Here is a 16500-nt window from a genome sequence, read left to right on the forward strand (position 1 = left end):
GGCCTGTGCACACGCCCCGGACAGCAGCGCCGAGAGAAAGCCCTGACCGTGGACAGCACAGCCCCCAAGCGACACACCCTGCGGGTGACGCCACCGCAGCTCAAGGAGCTGCGGCTGCTGAAGATCGCGGTGATCCACCCCGACGACGCAGACGGCCGGCAGCTCACCCAGCAACTGCAGCGCATCGGCTGCCAGGTGCAGGCCTTCTGGCCGCCCGTGCAGCACCTGCCCGAGGGCATCGACGTGGCCTTCATGGCCGTGCAGCCCGACTTCATCAACCTGCGCTTCGAATGGACCCAGAGCGAAGATGCTCCCGCCGTTATCGCCGTCGTGACCTACGAGAACCCGACCATCGTCGAGGCCGTGCTCGAGATCCGCGCCAAGGCCGTGCTGCCGTCGCCGGTGCGCTCGTTCGGCCTGCTGTCGGCGCTGGTGGTCGCGCGCGAAGCCCACAAGGAAAGCCGCTCGCTCGCGCGGCGCCTGCGCAAGACCGAAGCCAAGCTGCTCGGCGTGCGCCAGCTGGCCGAGGCCAAGAGCATCCTCATGAAGACGCACGACGTGTCCGAAGGCCAGGCCCACGACCTGATCCGCGAACAGGCCATGAGCAAGCGCACCACCATGGAAGACATCGCCGCGGCCATCGTCAACGCCAACGAGATCCTCTCGCTGGGCACGCGCGGCCCCAAGCCCGGGCCGGGCTGACGGCCCTCAGAGCTGGCGGAACGCCGTCAGCACCTTCAGCACGCTCTGCGTGGCGCCGTCGAGCGTGGCGTGCGGGCGGTGCGCGATGCCCAGGCGGCGCGTGAGCTTGGGCGTGACTGGCACGATCTGCATGCGCTCGTTGAGCGCCGCGTCGGTGGTCTGCTGCAGCGGCAACAGTGCCGCGCCGTAGCCCGCCGCCACCAGGCTGCGGATCGCCGCGTCGTAGTTGAGCTCGATGCGCGCGCGCGGCGCAAAGCCGGCCGCGGCAAACCACTCCATCGACAGCCGGTACATGTGCGTGGTCGCGTCGTTGAAGATCAGCGGCTGCGTCGCCAGCCAGGCCGGCGTGACGCGCTTGGGCGCCTTCCAGCGCGGCGGCACGAAGGCCATCATGGGCTGGGTGCGCCACGGCGTGACCACCAGCTCGCGCTGCAGCGGCTGCGGCATCGCCACCAGGCCGATGTCGAGCGTGCCCGCCGCCAGCCGCGCCATCGCCTCGGCCGAGCCGAGGATGCTCACCTCGACGTCGATGCCCGCATGGCCCACGCCCAGCGCCTCGAGCACCTGCGGCAGCAGATCGACCACCACGCCGGTGGAGGTGCCCAGCCGCACGCGGCCCGTGCGGCCCTCGGCCTGGCGCTTGACGGCCTCCACCGCCTCGTCGGTGTCGCGCAGCAGCTTGCGCCCGCGCTCCACCAGCGCCGCGCCGGCCGCGGTGGGCGTGACGCGGCGGTTGCCGCGCACCACCAGTTGCGCGCCCAGGCGCGATTCGAGCTCGCTGATGTGCAGGCTCACGGTGGGCTGCGCCAGGTGCAGCGCCTGCGCCGCCGCAGAGAAGGTGCCCAGGTCGGCGATGGCGATGAGGGTGCGCAGTTGGTCGAGGTTGAGCTGTCGCATCAGGAATGCTGATTGAAGGTGTCAGAAATCTCAACTTCCACAATAGCACGCGCCGCCGGAAGATGAGCGCTCCCCTACCAGGAGCCCACCGTGACCGCGCCGAAGCCACCGTCTTTTCATCAACGCCTGCTGCATGCCCTGCACGACTGGCGCCGCCGCGCCGTGACACGCCGCCGCGCCCGCGACGACGTGCAGCTGCTGGCCGGCATGAGCGACCACGACCTGCGCGACCTGGGCATCGGCCGCAGCGAAGTGCCCGAGCTGGTCGACCGCAGCCGCTACTGACCCGCTGGACCTCGCCTGCGGTTTCTTCAGGAAGCCGCAGGCAATTTGAGGTTCAATCCGGGGCGTGCCCTCCACCGCCTCCCCTGCCCTTCTTTCCATCGAACTTACCTCGCCGCAGTCCGTCGACGGACGGCGCGCGGCCTTCCAGTCGCTGTGGCTGCTGGTGCGCATGCAGCACGCCCACGCGCACGGCGGCGGTGTCGTGCGGCTGGCCGACCTGCGCGGCGAGGTGTCCGACGCCAGCACGCTGCGCATGGTCGTGAGCCGCGCGTTCCGCGACTTCAAGGCCTGGGGCCTGGAGGTCGGCTGGGGCGAAGACCTGCAGCGCGAGCCGCGCTTTCTCAACGCCGAGCGGCGCAGCCAGGGGCCGTTCTGGTTGCCGGCTTCTGAAGCGAAGCGCCTCCGCCTGCTCGTGGACAACCGACCGGCCACCGCCGCCGAGGTGGCGTCGTTCCTCGGCCTGCGCGCCCGCAAGGCGCAGGCCGTCGGCACGATCACGCCGCCCGACGCCGTGCACCTGCAGGACGCCGCCTTCTGGAAGCAGCTGGTCGCCTCGCAGCAGGCCGCGCGGCAAGGCCGACTGATGTCGCCGGTGGCGGGCGGAAACGGCAACGGCAGCGCGCTCGAAGCCATCCGCCTGGCCGGCACGCTGGCCGCGAGCGACTTCCAGCGCGCGCTGGTCACGCTCAACGAGGCCATGCTGTGGCGCCGGCTCGGCGACAACGAACAGGCGCGCCGCCGGCTGCAGGCGCTCAAGAAACAACGGCTCGCGCACCACGTGGCGGGCAACGACTACCTCGGCGCGATGGAGTGCATCGTCTCGGCCTGGTGCGCCTACACCGCGCGCGACCTGCCGCTGGCGCAGTCGCTGCTGGGCGGCATGGCGCAAGACCCGGCGCGCGCACTGGTGCTGCGCCACCACCCCGACGTGCGCTTCGAGTGGTGCAACCTGTGGGCGCTGGCCTGCCGTTCGCGCGCCCTCGCGCTGGCCGCCGACGACCGCCCGGCCGCGGCGGCGCTGGCCGAAGAGTCGCTGCAGCGCTTCGGCGAAGCGCTGGCCGCGGCCTTCGAGTCGCACTCCTTCGACGCCGCGCAGCACGTGGCGGCCAACATGGGCATGGCCGCGTGGCTGTTCGACCGCGTGGGCCTGGGCGACCTGCCGGCGCTCGCGCACGACGGCCACCGGGCCGACACCACGCGCCGCGCGGTGCAGTGGATCGCCTTCAGCGAATGGCTGTGCGGCCACACCGACGGCCAGGGCCGCTCGGCCTGGAACGCGATCTACCTGATGCGCATCGCGCGCGGCCACTGCCGGCCCGACGCGCAACCCACGCTCGCGCAGTTCCGCGCGCAGAAGCCGCTCGACCCGGCCGCCATGTCGAAGCTCGCGGGCCCGCTCGCCGACGCCTTCGACACCGCGAACTGGCCCGCACGCTGGGTCGACGTGGCGCAGGCGCGGCTGGCCGACCACCAGGCCGGGCGACGCCGCTACCCCGGGTTGCAGCAGGGCAGCCTGCTGTTCGAGCACGCGTGGTACGCGGCGCATGCGGGCGACCTGAAGGCGGCCGAGCACTCGCTGGCCCAGCTGCGCGAAGTGCTGCCGCAGCTGGTGCCGAGCGACCGCGCGTACTTCACCGAGTCGTGGAACGATGCGCTGCCGGCCGAGCTGGTGCTCGAAGCGAAACCACCGCGGCGGCCGTCGGCCCCTAGGAAGAAGGCGCGCTGAGCGCCTGCTGGACACGTTCACGCAGCACTGGCAACACGTCGTTCTCGAACCACGGGTGGTGCTGGAACCACGCGGTGTTGCGCGGCGACGGATGTGGCAGCGGAATGAAGCGCGGCGCGTAGTCGGCAAAGGCCTCGACGGTTTCCGTCACGCCGCCGCGCGCGGTCTTGCCGAGGAAGTGGTGCTGCGCGTACTGGCCGATGAGCAAGGTCAGCGCGACGTGCGGCATCTGCGCCAGCAGGCGGTCGTGCCACAGCGGCGCGCATTCCTTGCGCGGCGGCAGGTCGCCGCTGGTGCCTCGGCCCGGGTAGCAGTAACCCATGGGCACGATCGCGATGCGCGCAGCGTCGTAGAACAGCTCGCGGTCGATGCCGAGCCAGCGGCGCAGCTGATCGCCGCTCTTGTCGTTCCACGGCACGCCGGTCTGGTGCACCGTGAGGCTGGGCGCCTGGCCGACGATCAGCAGCCGTGCGCTCGCACTGGCCTGCACGATCGGGCGCGGCCCGAGCGGCAAATGCGCCTCGCACGCACGGCAGGCGCGGATGTCGGCGAGCAGCGCATCCACGGTGCTGAAAACTAGTCGGCGAACGGACGGAAGAAGGCGTTCAGCTCGGTGCCCGGCGTGGCATCGGCAAAGCCGTCGAAGCGGCCCTCTTCGGCCAGCGTGCGCGCGGCGCGGATGAAGCCGCCCCAGGCCGCGCGCGCCATGCCGCCGCCCACGCTCACGCGGCGCACGCCGAGCGCAGCGATGTCCGCCATCGTGAGCTCGCTGGTCGCGCCGACCAGCAGGTTGACCGGCTTGGGCGCGACGGCGGCCACCACGGCCGCGATCTGCGCGCGCGTCTTGATGCCGGGCGCGTAGAGGCAGTCGGCGCCGGCCTCGGCGTACGCACGCAGGCGCGCGATGGTGTCCTCGAGGTCGGGGCGGTTGGCAAAGAAGTTCTCGGCGCGGCCCACGAGCAGCGTGTCGCCGCCTGCCGCGTCGATGGCCCGGCGCGCGGCGCGCAGGCGCTCGACCGCGACGTCGATGGGGAACAGCGGATCGTCGGGGTTGCCGGTCGAGTCCTCGATCGACAGGCCCGCCACGCCGGTCTCGACCGCGAGGCGCACGCTCTCGGCCACGCCCTGCGCGTCGGCGGCGAAGCCGTTCTCGAAGTCGGCGTTCACCGGCAGGTCGGTGGCGGCCACGAGTTCACGCAGGTGCGCGAGGATCTGGTCGCGCGACAGCGCCCCGTCGGCATGGCCGCGCGACCACGCGAAGCCCGAGCTGGTGGTGGCCAGCGCCTGGTAGCCCAGGCCTTCGAGGTAGCGCGCGCTGCCGGTGTCCCAGGGGTTGGGAATGACGAAGCAGCCTTGGGTGTGGAGCGCGCGAAAGTCTGCGCGCTTCTGCGCGATGGAACGGGTCATGGAAGCCTCATCTTTCCTTCGGGGTTCAGGGAGGGGTGGCGGCCACAGGTGCGGCCACCGGTGCAGCCGCGAGGATGTGTGCCGCGAGCACCGCGAACTGGTCGGTGCGGACCTCGCTGCGTTGGAACCAGCCCTTGCTGTTGTCGACACGGTGCACCACGACGAGGTCGCGCTTGCGATCGACCATCATGAACTGGCCGCCGGCACCCACGGCCAGAAGCAGCTGATTGGGCCCGCGCTGCCAGAACGGAAAGCCCTTGAGCGGCACCCACCACAGGTAGCCATAGCCGCTCCAGCCGGGTCCGACGGTCGTGTACGAGGTGGTGCTTTCAGTCACCCAGCCGGCCGGGACGATGCGCTTGTCCTGCCACATGCCGTCGCGCGCCATCAGCAGGCCGATGCGGGCCAGGTCGCGCGCCGACAGATGCATCACCTGGGCCGGATGCTCGGAGCTGCGTTCGAGCCGGGACTCGGTGTCCTGCGGGTAGCGGAAATCCTGGAACTGCAGCGGTTCGGCCAGGTCGGTCTTCAGCGCCTCGAAGACGCTGCGTCCGGTGCGGCGTTCGAAGATGGTGCCCAGCACGTTGGCGTCCCAGTTGTTGTAGTACCAGAACTCGCCCGGCGCATGGCTGCCCCGGGCCGGTCGCTCGGCCTTGGCCTGGGGGGTCTCGTAGGCGGCCGGATGGTAGACACCCGAGCGCAGCTGCAGCAGCTGCCGCACGGTGGCCGTGCGTTCGGTGTCGCTGAGCCCGTCCTTGTCGCCGATGCCGAGCTGGCCCAGCGTCTGGTCCAGGTCGATCTCGCCGCGGCCGACGTGAATGCCGTAGAGCACGCTCTGCACGCTCTTGCGCACCGAGGCCAGGTTCATCGGCTTGTCGATGTCGCCGTAGGCATGCACGAGCACGCCCTTGTCGATCACGAGGTAGGCGTCGGACTTGATCGATGCGGCAAACGCATCGGCCACCTTGAGCTTCGCTTCGGACCAGTGGCTCGGTTCAGCCACGCTCGGGGTGGCCCACTGCGCGGCGGGGAACACACCGGCCGCGGGCACGGCGTGCGCGGCGCACAGCAGCAGCAGCACGGCAGACAGCGCGGTGCGCAACACGCCGGGCAAGAGACTGCGCGGAAGACCGGCCATGGGCATCTCGACTCCTGAAAGTCGTGCGCCTTGGAAACGACGTGAGAACCTGGGGGCTGCGGGGCCCGGCGCGACGAGCTTCGCATTCTGACGCAGCGACGCCAGCCTTGCTGCCTCAACACTCCACGACGTTCACCGCAAGCCCCCCCAGCGAGGTCTCCTTGTACGTGGACTTCATGTCCTCGCCGGTCTGCTTCATGGTGCGGATCACGGCGTCGAGCGAGACGTAGTGGCTGCCGTCGCCGCGCAGCGCCATGCGCGAGGCGTTGATGGCCTTCACGGCGCCCATCGCGTTGCGCTCCACGCAGGGGATCTGCACCATGCCGCCGACCGGGTCGCAGGTGAGGCCCAGGTTGTGCTCCATGCCGATCTCGGCCGCGTTCTCGACCTGCGCGGGCGTGGCGCCGAGCACGGCGGCGAGCGCGCCCGCCGCCATCGAGCAGGCCACGCCGACCTCGCCCTGGCAGCCGACCTCGGCGCCCGAGATCGAGGCGTTGGTCTTGTAGAGCATGCCGATGGCCGCGGCGGTGAGCAGGAAGTCGACGATGCCATCGTCGCTGGCCTGCGGCACGAAGCGCTGGTAGTAGTGCATCACGGCGGGCACCACGCCGGCTGCGCCGTTGGTGGGCGCGGTGACGACACGGCCGCCGGCCGCGTTCTCCTCGTTCACCGCCATCGCGAAGGCATTGACCCAGTCCATGGCCGCGAGCGGATCGGCGGCGCCGGCCTGTGCCAGCAGCTCGCGGTGCAGCTCGGGCGCGCGGCGGCGCATGCGCAGCGGGCCGGGCAGCGCCTGCGCGGCCAGCGGGTTGTCGATGCCGAAGCCGCGCTGCACGCACTGCTGCATCACGCCCCAGATGCGCAGCAGGCCCGCGCGCACCTCGGCCTCGGGCCGCCACACGCATTCGTTGCGCAGCACCAGCGTGGCCACGGAGATGCCGTGCGCGCGGCACTGCGCCATGAGTTCGTCGCCGGTCGTGAAGGGATGCGGCACGGCCGCTGCCGCCGCTGCCGTTTGCGCCACCGCCTGCCCGCCCTCGACGACGAAGCCGCCGCCGACCGAGAAGTAAGTGCCTTCGGCCAGCACGGCGCCGTCGGCCGCGAAGGCGGTGAAGCGCATCGCGTTGGGGTGCTCGGGCAGCGACTCTTCGCCGCGAAAGGCGATGTCGCGCACGCGGTCGAAGGCGATGGGCGTGGTGCCCAGCAGCGCGAGCTGGCCGGTGCGGCGCAGCGCGTCGAGGCGCGGCTGCACGGTCTCGGGCTGCACGGTGTCGGGCGCGTCGCCGAAGAGCCCGAGGATCACGCCCTGGTCGGTCGCGTGGCCGTGGCCGGTGGCGCCGAGCGAGCCGAACAGGTCGACGTGCAGCCGCGCCACCTGCGCGAGCAGGCCGCGCCGTTCGAGCGATTGCGCGAACAGCAGCGCGGCGCGCATCGGCCCGACGGTGTGCGAACTGGACGGCCCGATGCCGATCTTGAAGATGTCGAAGGCGGAGAGCATCAGCGCATCATGCGACCGGAAGCTGCTGTTTGACCAGCGCCACCCAGTAGGCCGCACCCAGCGGCAGGATGTTGTCGTTGAAGTCGTAGTACGGGTTGTGCACGTTCGGGTCGTTCGGGCCCTCGCCCGCGCCGATGCCGATGTAGGCGCCGGGGCGCTTTTGCAGCATGAAGGCGAAGTCTTCCGAGCCCATGGCGGGCGGGATGTCGGTGTGCACCTGTTCGATGTCGACCAGGCTGGCCGCCGCCGCGATGGCCGCGTCGGTCTCGGCCGGCGTGTTGACCACGCCGGGGTAGCCGCGGCGGTACTCCAGCGCCACCTTGGCGCCGTGCGTGGCGGCCACGCCGTCGCAGATCTGCTGCATCGCCGCCTGGGTCTTGTCCTGGATGGCGGCGTCGAGCGTGCGCACGGTGCCGCGCAGCACCACGGTCTCGGGAATGACGTTCCAGGTGTCGCCGCCGTGGATCTGCGTGACGCTGACCACGGCCGCGTCGGTGGCGCCGGTGCGGCGGCTCACGATGGTCTGCAGCGCGTTGATGAGCTGGGCCGAGATCACCACCGAGTCGATGCCGGTCTCGGGCATGGCGCCGTGGGCGCCCTTGCCGGTGATGACGATCTCGAAGGTGTCGAGAAAGGCCGTCATGGTGCCCTTGCGGATCGCGAAGCGCCCGCGCGGCAGGCTCGGGAAGTTGTGCATGCCGTAGACGGCGTCGGCCGGGAACTGCTCGAACAGGCCCTCTTCCACCATCACGCGACCGCCGCCTTCGTTTTCTTCGGCGGGCTGGAACACGAAGTGCACCGTGCCCTGGAACGGCTTGTGGCGCGACAGGTGCTCGGCCGCGCCCAGCAACATGGCGGTGTGGCCGTCGTGGCCGCAGGCGTGCATCTTGCCGACGCACTTCGAGGCGTGCGCCTGCGTGCCGAGCTCCTGCATGTTGAGCGCGTCGAGGTCGGCGCGCAGCGCGATGCTCGGGCCGTCGCCGCTCTTCAGCGTGCCGACCACGCCGGTGCCGGCCAGGCCGCGGTGCACGGGCAGGCCCATGAGCATCAGCGCGTTGGCCACCACGTTGGCGGTGCGGTGTTCCTCGAAGGCGGTCTCGGGGTTGGCGTGGATGTCGCGGCGCCAGCTGAGCATGCGGGCGCGGGTGTCTTCGGCAATCTCGGGGTCGCGGTACATGGCGTGTATCTCTCGTGGGATGAAATCAGTGGAAGAACTCGGCGATGAACGTGGCGCCGAGGAAGGTGCCGGCCGTCGCGGTGAGCGACACCACCACGATGCGCCAGCCGAGGCGGCGGAACACGGGCAGGTCTTTCGCGACCGAGAAGCCGGCCAGCGCCAGCACCGGCGTGGTGAAGGCCAGGAAGTTGAGCTTGGCGGTGATCGCGATCAGCGCGTCGGAGAAGGGGAACAGGCCCGGGATGCCGACCACGGTGGCCACCACCGAGAGCACCAGCACCATCGGCAGGCGCGGCACGAAGCGCTTGATGGCTTCGACGGCGCCGGCAATCGCCACCACGGCGAGCACGCCTTCGAGCGACACCAGCACCGGCACCTTGTAGGTCACGGCATTGCCGATGAGCACACCGCCGCCCACCACCAGCCAGGCCAGCAGCGTGTCGCGCAGCGAGGTCGGCGCGGCGTGGGCCACGTCGGCGCTCGAGACGTTCGCGCCCGCATCCACGGCGGCACCCTGTTGTGCGCCATGCTTCGAGAAGCGGCCCAGCACCGGCTCCAGCTTGCCGTAGAGCCACGAGCACAACGGCAGCGACAGGAACAGCGTGAAGTAGAAGCCGGCCACGGTGGTCAGCAGGTTCGACGCGGCGGCAATCGCCGTGAGTTGCGGCAGCATCTCGGGCGGGCTCTGCGCGGCGATGGCGCCCAGCGCCGCCGCCATCAGGCTGCCCGAGCCCACGCCGGCGCCCATGGCCAGCGAGCGCGGGTCGAAGATGTGCAGGCTGGCGATGAAGCCCGCCAGCACCGCGATGAAGAGCGCGCCCAGCACGGTGCCGGTGATGTACTCGGCCAGCACGCCGCGGCCTTCGGGCGAGGCCATGCCGTACTTCTCGCCGATGATCACGAGGTTGCCCTCGCGGCCCACCGAGAAGGTGGCGCCCACGGCCTCGCGCTTGATGCCCAGCAGCAGCGCCAGCGGCAGGCCCAGCGCCAGGGTGCCCAGCGCATGGCCGAACTCCTGGAACAGCAGCGCCCAGCCGGCCTGCTTGACCTGCGGCAGCGCGGCGCCGACCGTGAGGCCCAGCTTCACCACGAACAGCAGCAGGCCCGCGTTGAGCAGGCCGCCGGCCAGCGACTGCTGCGCCGTGGCCACGCGCACCACGCCCGGCACGCGCCGGTGCGCGATGCCCCAGGCGGCGGCCATGAGCAGCGCCCACAGCATCGGCAGCAGCACCACCTTGCCGGGGCCGACGCTGAACTGCGTCGGGCCGATGAGTTCGGCCACGGCCACGAGGACCAGGGTGACGACGAGGAGCTTGAATTTGCCGGCGGCGGTGGACGGCGCGACGGCTGCAATCGTGGAGGCGGCGGAGGTCATGGGTGGAGGGTGTTCGAGGGGTGCCGGCGAGTTTCGGGCGGCGAGCCTCTTGCATCAATGACCGCAAATAAGGATATTCGTTGCATTGAATGCAACACTCGGAGACGACCGCCATGGACGACAAGCTCGACACCCGCCGGGTGCGCTACTTCATGCAGGTGCTCGACAGCGGCTCGGTGCGCGGCGCGGCCGACGTGCTCGACATGGACCCGTCGGCCGTGAGCCGCGCCATCGGCATCCTGGAGACCGAGTGCGGCCTGCCGCTGCTGGAGCGCCACGGACGCGGCGTGGTGCCCACCGACGCGGGCCAGCTGCTGGCCGGCTACGTGCGCCGGCAGCAGGGGCAGAAGCAGCACCTGCTGGCGCAGATGGACAGCATCCGCAAGATCGAGAGCGGCCACATCGACATCGTGGCCGGCGAAGGCTATGTCGACTGGCTCATGCGGCACAGCCTGCGCATCTTCATGGCCAGCCACCCGAAGATCACGGTGAACCTCGACGTCGCCAGCACCGACGAGATCGTGCGCCGCGTGATCGAGGAGCGCGCCCACATCGGCATGCTGTTCCAGCCGCCGAAGGACGAGCGGCTCACCTCGCACCAGTCGCACGCGCAGCCGATCCAGGCCATGGTGCTGGGCTCGCACCCGCTCGCGCAGCTCGATCGCCCGCTGAAGCTGGCCGACCTGCTGCCCTACCCCGGCGCCACGCTGCACCGCAATTTCGGCGTGCGCCAGCACATCGAGGCGGCCGAGATCAGCGAGGGCGTGCGGCTGCCCGCGCTGCTGACCACCACCTCGTTCAGCGCGCTGGGCCACTTCGTGTCGGCCGGCCTGGGCTACACGCTGGGCACGCGCATCTCGCTCACGCCCAACGCCGACCACCCGTCGCTGGTCGAGCTGCCGATGAAGAACCCGCTGCTGTCGCAGGGGCGCTCGCACATCGTGTCGCGCCACGGCCGCCTGCTGCCGCCAGCCGCGGCGGCGCTGCTGCGCCAGGTGGTGGCGGACATGAAGCGCTATGCCGATTCGATCGCGGGCACGGGCATCGGCAAGCCCCGTGCGAGCACGCGCGGGCGCGGCGCGACGGGTTGAAGGGCATGGGGGCTTGCGTTGCGTGCGCGCACGGTTCGGTGTTCTGATCGGAGCCCATGTCCTACCTCGCTCCCCTCTTCATTCACCTGCTGTGCGCCGCCTTCTGGGTCGGCGGCATGGCCGTCATGCACTTCGCGGTGCGCCCCGCCGCCGTCGCCACGCTGGAGCCGCCGCTGCGCCTGCGCATGATGGCCGCGACGCTGCGGCGTTTCTTCATCGGGGTGGACGCGTCGGTCACGCTGCTGTTCGTGAGCGGCTTCGCGATGATCCTCGCGACCGGCGGCTTTCGTGCGGTGCACTGGCGCGTCGAGGCCATGATGGGCATCGCGCTCGTGATGGCGGCGATCTACGTCTACATCCGCGCCTCGGTGTTCCGCGCGCTGCGCCGTGCGGTGGACGACAGCGCCTGGCCCGTGGCAGCCGCGCGGCTCAATACCGTGCGCCAGCTGGTGACGCTGAACCTCGCGCTGGGCGTGGTGGTGTTCGGGGTGGCGGTGATGGGGCGCGGCGGCTGAACGCCACGCGCCCGACGCGTCTTCAGCGTTCGCCCAGCACCGCGCCGTCCACCGGCTTCTGCAGCCACTGCGCGATGTCCTCGCCCAGCTTGTAGGTGACGACACCGACCATGCTGCAGGTGCTGCGCGGCATGCCGAAGTAGATGAACATCTGGCGCTGCGCCGTGAACTTGGCGGGCGCCGCGCCGTCGCGCTCCAGCGTGCCGCGCAGCTGGACGATCTTGGGGCCGCCGTAGAGGCCGCCCGCGTTCGCGAGCAGGTCGGTGATCTCCAGCTTCAGCACGGGCGCGCCCTGCGCATGGGCGGGCAGGGGCGGTGCGAGCAGGAACTCGTAGGGCGCGAGCAGCTGGTCTTGCACGGCCTGGCGCAGCGAGGCGGGCACGTCGCACGAATCATCCGCCTTCGACAGCGTGACGCCCTTGGCGGTGGTGCCGTAGGCCACGGGCGCCATGAGCACGCTGTTGCGCGCCGTGGCTTCGGGCGGCGGGGGTTCGGGGGCCGCAGGCTGGCGCGTGCCGCAGGCGGCGAGCAGCGAGGCGGCGCCCGCGAGTGCAAGAAGCCGCGCGGCAACGCGCGCGGCGAACGGATGTTCGGTCATGTGGAATCCCCCTGAATGATTTGTTCCGCGCCAGGTGGCGCGCGCCGATTCTGCGTCAGCCGCGGCTTGCGCAAGGCGCCGCAGAGTCTAGGCCGCGGGGCCCTTCAGCTCGACGCCGTTGCCATCGGGGTCTTCGATGTAGATCGAAGGACCACTGCCCTCGGCCCCGAAGTTGTTCTGCACCTCGCCCTGCACCGGCACGCCGTGCCGCGCCATGCGCGCGCGGATCGCAGCCTCGTCGAAAGGCTCGATGCGCAGGCACAGGTGATCGACGTTGCGCCCCTCGCGCCCGGCCGGCGCGCCGCCCTGGCGGCCCAGCTTGCCGTCGTGCGTGACGAGGTCGATGAGGCTGCTGCCGGCGCGCAGGTGCACGAGGCCGAGGTCGTCGCGGCGTTTCTCGAGCGTGCAGCCGAGCACGTCGCAGTAGAAGGCCATGGACCGCGCGGCGTCGCGCACGCGCAGCACGACGTGGTCGATGCGCAGCACCGCGAACGGAGCTGCATCGACCGAAGCATCAGGGGACGGAGCGGGCGGGCGCGTCATGCCCGCCAGTGTGTCAGACCACCCCGGCCGCGCGCAATGCCTCGAAATGCGTGGCGTCGACGCCCATCTCGGCCAGCACCTCCTGCGTGTGCTGCCCGAGCGCGGGCGGTGCGCGGCGCAGCACCGGCGGCGTGGCCGTGAGGCGCAGCGGGCTCGCCACGCCGGTGATGCTGGCGATGCCGTCGCCCGCGTCGCGCGGCAGCGTGACGGCCAGACCGCGTGCCTGGACCTGCGCGTCGTCGAAGGCCTGCGCGATGTCGTTGATGGGGCCGCAGGGCACGGCCTTGTCTTCGAGCAGCGCGACCCAGTCGGCGGTGGTGCGGGTGCGCGTGAGTTCTTCCATCATCGGGATCAGCACGCCGCGGTGTTTCACGCGCAGCGTGTTGGTCGCAAAGCGTTCGTCGGCGGCCCATTCGGCGTGGCCGGCGGCTTCGCAGAAGCGCGCGAACTGGCCGTTGTTGCCGATGGCCAGCAGCATCGAACCGTCTTGCGTCGGAAAGTCTTGATAGGGCGCGAGGCTCGGGTGCGTGTTGCCCTGGCGGCCCGGCGCCTTGCCGGTGTTGAGAAAAGCGCTCGCCTGGTTGGCGAGGATGGCCATGCCCACGTCGAGCAGCGCCATGTCGATGTGCTGGCCTTCGCCGGTGCGGTCGCGCACCTGCAGCGCCGCGAGGATGGCGGTGCTGGCGTAGACGCCCGTGAACAGGTCGGTGAGCGCCACGCCCACGCGCAGCGGACCACCGCCGGGCTCGCCGTCGGGACGGCCGGTGATGCTCATCATGCCGGTCATGGCCTGGATCATCAGGTCGTAGCCCGCGCGCTCGGCGTAGGGGCCGTCGTGGCCGAAGCCGGTCACGCTGCAGTAGATGAGGCGCGGGTTGGCCGCGCGCAGGCTTTCCTGGTCGAGGCCGTACTGCTTGAGGCCGCCGGTCTTGAAGTTCTCGACCACGATGTCGGCCTGCGCCGCCATCTGCTGCAGCAGCGCCTGCCCTTCGGGCGTGGCCATGTCGATGGTGACCGAACGCTTGTTGCGGTTGCAGGAGGTGAAGTAGCTGGCCTGATCGGTGTCGTGGCCGTTCGCGTCCTTCACGAAGGGCGGACCCCAGGTGCGCGTGTCGTCGCCGACGCCGGGGCGTTCGATCTTGACGACGTCGGCGCCCAGGTCCGCAAGGATCTGCGTGCACCACGGGCCCGCGAGCACGCGGGACAGATCGAGGACCTTGATGCCGTCGAGTGCTGCGGGCTTGGTGCTCATGCGTTCGTTCAGTTGGCGAAAGCTGCGATGCCGGTGATGGCGCGGCCCAGGATGAGCGCGTGGATGTCGTGCGTGCCTTCGTAGGTGTTGACCACTTCCAGGTTCACCAGGTGGCGGGCCACGCCGAACTCGTCGCTGATGCCGTTGCCGCCCATCATGTCGCGCGCCATGCGGGCGATGTCCAGCGACTTGCCGCAGTTGTTGCGCTTCATGATCGAGGTGATCTCGACCGCCGCAATGCCTTCGTCCTTCATGCGGCCCAGGCGCAGGCTGCCTTGCAGGCCCAGCGTGATCTCGGTCTGCATGTCGGCCAGCTTCTTCTGGATGAGCTGGTTGGCGGCGAGCGGGCGGCCGAACTGCTTGCGGTCCAGCGTGTACTGGCGGGCGCGGTGCCAGCAGTCTTCGGCGGCACCGATGGCGCCCCACGAGATGCCGTAGCGGGCGCTGTTCAGGCAGGTGAACGGGCCCTTGAGGCCTTGCACTTCAGGGAACGCGTTTTCTTCGGGGCAGAACACGCCGTCCATGACGATCTCGCCGGTGATGCTGGCGCGCAGGCCGACCTTGCCGTGGATGGCGGGGGCGGTCAGGCCCTTCATGCCCTTTTCGAGCACGAAGCCGCGGATCGGGCCGACCGTGCCGCTTTCGCTGACTTCCTTGGCCCACACGACGAACACGTCGGCGATGGGCGAGTTGCTGATCCACATCTTCGAGCCGCTCAGCGAGTAGCCGCCCGGCACCTTCTTGGCGCGCGTGGCCATGCTGCCGGGGTCGGAGCCGTGGTCGGGTTCGGTCAGGCCGAAGCAGCCGATCCATTCGCCGGTGGCGAGCTTGGGCAGGAACTTCTGCTTCTGTGCTTCGGTGCCGAATTCGAAGATCGGCACCATCACCAGCGAGCTTTGCACGCTGGCCATCGAGCGGTAGCCCGAATCGACGCGCTCGACTTCGCGGGCGATCAGGCCGTAGGCCACGTAGTTCAGGCCGGGGCCGCCGTACTGCTCGGGGATCGTCGGGCCGAGCAGGCCGAGCGCGCCCATTTCGCGAAAGATCGCGGGGTCGGTTTCGCCGGTGCGGAAACCTTCGATGACGCGGGGCGCCAAGCGCTCCTGGCAGTAGGCGTTGGCCGCGTCGCGGATCATGCGTTCTTCGTCGGTCAGTTGCTGGTCGAGAAGAAGGGGGTCGTCCCAGTGGAATTGCGCTTTGGCGGCCATGTGGATGTCTCCGGAAAAGGAAGAAGAAACAAAAGAAGGGGGAATGCGGTCGATCGTAGCCACGCAGGGGGCCCGGCGCAAACGATGAATCCTCACCCAGATATGCGTCTGACGCACATCTTGAGAGATACATCCTGTTGATTTACTGGTGAAACCAATCCGCCAGTCATACACTCCCGGCATACATGCGCCGCAAGATCCCGCCCCTGCAGACCCTCGTGTGCTTCGACGCCGCCGCGCGCCACGAGAGCTACACCCGCGCCGCGCAGGAACTGGCGCTTACGCAGAGCGCGGTGTCGCGCCAGGTCGGGGCGCTCGAGGCCTTCCTGGGCGTGGCGCTGTTTCGCCGCACGCGGCACGGCGTGGCGCTCACGGCCAGCGGCGCCGCCTACGCGCGCCAGATCGCCCGCCGCCTGGAGGCCATGGAGCGCGACACGCTCGACGCCATGGCGCACCAGGGCGAAGGCGGGTCGCTGTCGCTGGCCGCGGTGCCCACCTTCGCCACGCGTTGGCTGGTGCCGCGCCTGCGCGGTTTTGCGGCGCTGCAGCCCGACGTGGTGGTGCACATCGAGACGCGCACCCGCCCCTTCCTCTTTGCCGACGCGGAATTCGACGCCGCGCTGTACGCCGGCACACCCGCGCAGGTCGAGAACTGGGCCGGCACGCGCGCGTTGCTGCTCATGCATGAAGACGTGGTGCCCGTGTGCAGCCCTTCTCTCTTGCCCGACGGCAAGGCCGTGTCGCCCGAAGCCATCGCGCGGATGCCGCTGCTGCAGCAGAGCACACGCCCCGACGGCTGGCGCCAGTGGTTCGACGCGCAGCAAGTCGACGCGCCCACCGCGCGTGGCGGCCCGCGCTACGAGCTGTTCTCGATCCTCGCCGCGGCTGCCTCGCACGGCCTGGGCGTGGCGCTGATGCCGACCATGCTGGTGGCCGACGAGCTGGCGCGCGGCGAGCTGGTGGTGGCCTGCCCGCGGCCCTTATCGGGCGAGCGCAATTACTACCTGGTGACGCCGGAGCGGGCGGATCAGCGGCCGTTGCTGAAGCTGTTCAGTGATTGGTTGCTCGCGCAGGCCCGCCAAGGTTGA

At 70.4% G+C, this 16500-nt stretch carries 17 protein-coding genes; 6 read left to right on the top strand and 11 right to left on the bottom strand.

Annotation, left to right across the window (positions count from 1 at the left end; all coding sequences use genetic code 11):
* Nucleotides 1-48 precede the first annotated feature (48 nt).
* Nucleotides 49-702: an ANTAR domain-containing response regulator gene (locus tag AC1RLW_RS20240; protein ID WP_095948498.1), complete on the top strand. Its 654-nt coding sequence runs from the start codon at nt 49-51 to the stop codon at nt 700-702.
* A 6-nt stretch (nt 703-708) separates the two neighbouring features.
* Here AC1RLW_RS20240 and AC1RLW_RS20245 read toward each other — a convergent pair whose 3' ends face one another.
* Nucleotides 709-1599 (bottom strand): LysR family transcriptional regulator, encoded by an 891-nt coding sequence (locus AC1RLW_RS20245; protein ID WP_493194730.1) that lies wholly within the window; start codon nt 1597-1599, stop codon nt 709-711.
* 90 nt (nt 1600-1689) lie between these two features.
* On the opposite strand from AC1RLW_RS20245, the gene AC1RLW_RS20250 reads away from it, so the two are divergent.
* Both AC1RLW_RS20250 and AC1RLW_RS20255 read left to right on the top strand, forming a co-directional pair.
* Nucleotides 1690-1884 (top strand): YjiS-like domain-containing protein, encoded by a 195-nt coding sequence (locus tag AC1RLW_RS20250; RefSeq protein ID WP_159278979.1) that lies wholly within the window; start codon nt 1690-1692, stop codon nt 1882-1884.
* A gap of 64 nt (nt 1885-1948) precedes the next feature.
* Entirely contained in the window at nt 1949-3610 is a 1662-nt protein-coding gene (locus AC1RLW_RS20255; RefSeq protein WP_493194732.1) for a hypothetical protein, read from the top strand.
* Here AC1RLW_RS20255 and AC1RLW_RS20260 read toward each other — a convergent pair.
* The 6 genes from AC1RLW_RS20260 to AC1RLW_RS20285 form a co-directional block, all read right to left on the bottom strand.
* On the bottom strand, nt 3591-4175 hold the full coding sequence (locus tag AC1RLW_RS20260) for a uracil-DNA glycosylase family protein (protein WP_493194734.1): 585 nt from the start codon (nt 4173-4175) through the stop codon (nt 3591-3593). The two genes, AC1RLW_RS20255 and AC1RLW_RS20260, sit on opposite strands and share 20 nt — an antisense overlap.
* 11 nt (nt 4176-4186) lie before the next feature.
* Nucleotides 4187-5017: an isocitrate lyase/PEP mutase family protein gene (locus AC1RLW_RS20265; protein ID WP_493194735.1), complete on the bottom strand. Its 831-nt coding sequence runs from the start codon at nt 5015-5017 to the stop codon at nt 4187-4189.
* 25 nt (nt 5018-5042) lie between these two features.
* Nucleotides 5043-6155, bottom strand: a complete 1113-nt coding sequence (locus AC1RLW_RS20270; RefSeq protein WP_493194736.1) for a serine hydrolase domain-containing protein — start codon at nt 6153-6155, stop codon at nt 5043-5045.
* 115 nt (nt 6156-6270) lie between these two features.
* The gene (locus AC1RLW_RS20275; RefSeq protein WP_493195327.1) at nt 6271-7656 is read right to left on the bottom strand and encodes an L-serine ammonia-lyase; all 1386 of its coding nucleotides are present in this window, start codon (nt 7654-7656) and stop codon (nt 6271-6273) included.
* Nucleotides 7657-7660: 4 nt separating this feature from the next.
* Nucleotides 7661-8830, bottom strand: a complete 1170-nt coding sequence (locus AC1RLW_RS20280) for a M20 aminoacylase family protein (protein WP_493194738.1) — start codon at nt 8828-8830, stop codon at nt 7661-7663.
* Between the two features lie 25 nt (nt 8831-8855).
* Nucleotides 8856-10205: a DUF3100 domain-containing protein gene (locus AC1RLW_RS20285; RefSeq protein WP_070061375.1), complete on the bottom strand. Its 1350-nt coding sequence runs from the start codon at nt 10203-10205 to the stop codon at nt 8856-8858.
* 113 nt (nt 10206-10318) lie between these two features.
* On the opposite strand from AC1RLW_RS20285, the gene AC1RLW_RS20290 reads away from it, so the two are divergent.
* Together AC1RLW_RS20290 and AC1RLW_RS20295 are read left to right on the top strand one after the other, a co-directional pair.
* Nucleotides 10319-11296, top strand: a complete 978-nt coding sequence (locus AC1RLW_RS20290; protein ID WP_493194739.1) for a LysR family transcriptional regulator — start codon at nt 10319-10321, stop codon at nt 11294-11296.
* A gap of 56 nt (nt 11297-11352) precedes the next feature.
* A complete protein-coding gene (locus tag AC1RLW_RS20295) occupies nt 11353-11811 on the top strand; it encodes a CopD family protein (RefSeq protein ID WP_492729918.1) in 459 nt (152 codons plus the stop codon).
* A 22-nt stretch (nt 11812-11833) separates the two neighbouring features.
* Here AC1RLW_RS20295 and AC1RLW_RS20300 read toward each other — a convergent pair whose 3' ends face one another.
* The 4 genes from AC1RLW_RS20300 to AC1RLW_RS20315 all read right to left on the bottom strand — a co-directional run bounded on the left by AC1RLW_RS20300 (nt 11834) and on the right by AC1RLW_RS20315 (nt 15412).
* Complete coding sequence (locus AC1RLW_RS20300) at nt 11834-12409, bottom strand: hypothetical protein (RefSeq protein ID WP_493194740.1); 576 nt, start codon at nt 12407-12409, stop codon at nt 11834-11836.
* A gap of 87 nt (nt 12410-12496) precedes the next feature.
* Nucleotides 12497-12952: a VOC family protein gene (locus AC1RLW_RS20305; protein WP_493194742.1), complete on the bottom strand. Its 456-nt coding sequence runs from the start codon at nt 12950-12952 to the stop codon at nt 12497-12499.
* A 13-nt stretch (nt 12953-12965) separates the two neighbouring features.
* The gene (locus AC1RLW_RS20310) at nt 12966-14204 is read right to left on the bottom strand and encodes a CaiB/BaiF CoA transferase family protein (protein ID WP_493194744.1); all 1239 of its coding nucleotides are present in this window, start codon (nt 14202-14204) and stop codon (nt 12966-12968) included.
* 8 nt (nt 14205-14212) lie between these two features.
* Nucleotides 14213-15412 (bottom strand): acyl-CoA dehydrogenase, encoded by a 1200-nt coding sequence (locus AC1RLW_RS20315; RefSeq protein WP_062470370.1) that lies wholly within the window; start codon nt 15410-15412, stop codon nt 14213-14215.
* Nucleotides 15413-15597: 185 nt separating this feature from the next.
* Here AC1RLW_RS20315 and AC1RLW_RS20320 point away from each other — a divergent pair, with 185 nt between their 5' ends.
* Entirely contained in the window at nt 15598-16500 is a 903-nt protein-coding gene (locus tag AC1RLW_RS20320) for a LysR substrate-binding domain-containing protein (RefSeq protein ID WP_493194745.1), read from the top strand.

The sequence above is a fragment of the Variovorax sp. GW822-FHT04A09 genome (genome assembly GCF_058801005.1).

Bases quoted from the DNA above. Each gene is read 5' to 3' on its own strand.
- AC1RLW_RS20290 (WP_493194739.1), top strand. From the start codon at position 10,319: ATGGACGACAAGCTCGACACCCGCCGGGTGCGCTACTTCATGCAGGTG.
- AC1RLW_RS20265 (WP_493194735.1), bottom strand. From the start codon at position 5,017: ATGACCCGTTCCATCGCGCAGAAGCGCGCAGACTTTCGCGCGCTCCAC.
- AC1RLW_RS20315 (WP_062470370.1), bottom strand. From the start codon at position 15,412: ATGGCCGCCAAAGCGCAATTCCACTGGGACGACCCCCTTCTTCTCGAC.
- AC1RLW_RS20270 (WP_493194736.1), bottom strand. From the start codon at position 6,155: ATGGCCGGTCTTCCGCGCAGTCTCTTGCCCGGCGTGTTGCGCACCGCG.
- AC1RLW_RS20320 (WP_493194745.1), top strand. From the start codon at position 15,598: ATGCGCCGCAAGATCCCGCCCCTGCAGACCCTCGTGTGCTTCGACGCC.
- AC1RLW_RS20300 (WP_493194740.1), bottom strand. From the start codon at position 12,409: ATGACCGAACATCCGTTCGCCGCGCGCGTTGCCGCGCGGCTTCTTGCA.
- AC1RLW_RS20285 (WP_070061375.1), bottom strand. From the start codon at position 10,205: ATGACCTCCGCCGCCTCCACGATTGCAGCCGTCGCGCCGTCCACCGCC.
- AC1RLW_RS20310 (WP_493194744.1), bottom strand. From the start codon at position 14,204: ATGAGCACCAAGCCCGCAGCACTCGACGGCATCAAGGTCCTCGATCTG.
- AC1RLW_RS20295 (WP_492729918.1), top strand. From the start codon at position 11,353: ATGTCCTACCTCGCTCCCCTCTTCATTCACCTGCTGTGCGCCGCCTTC.
- AC1RLW_RS20280 (WP_493194738.1), bottom strand. From the start codon at position 8,830: ATGTACCGCGACCCCGAGATTGCCGAAGACACCCGCGCCCGCATGCTC.
- AC1RLW_RS20305 (WP_493194742.1), bottom strand. From the start codon at position 12,952: ATGACGCGCCCGCCCGCTCCGTCCCCTGATGCTTCGGTCGATGCAGCT.
- AC1RLW_RS20245 (WP_493194730.1), bottom strand. From the start codon at position 1,599: ATGCGACAGCTCAACCTCGACCAACTGCGCACCCTCATCGCCATCGCC.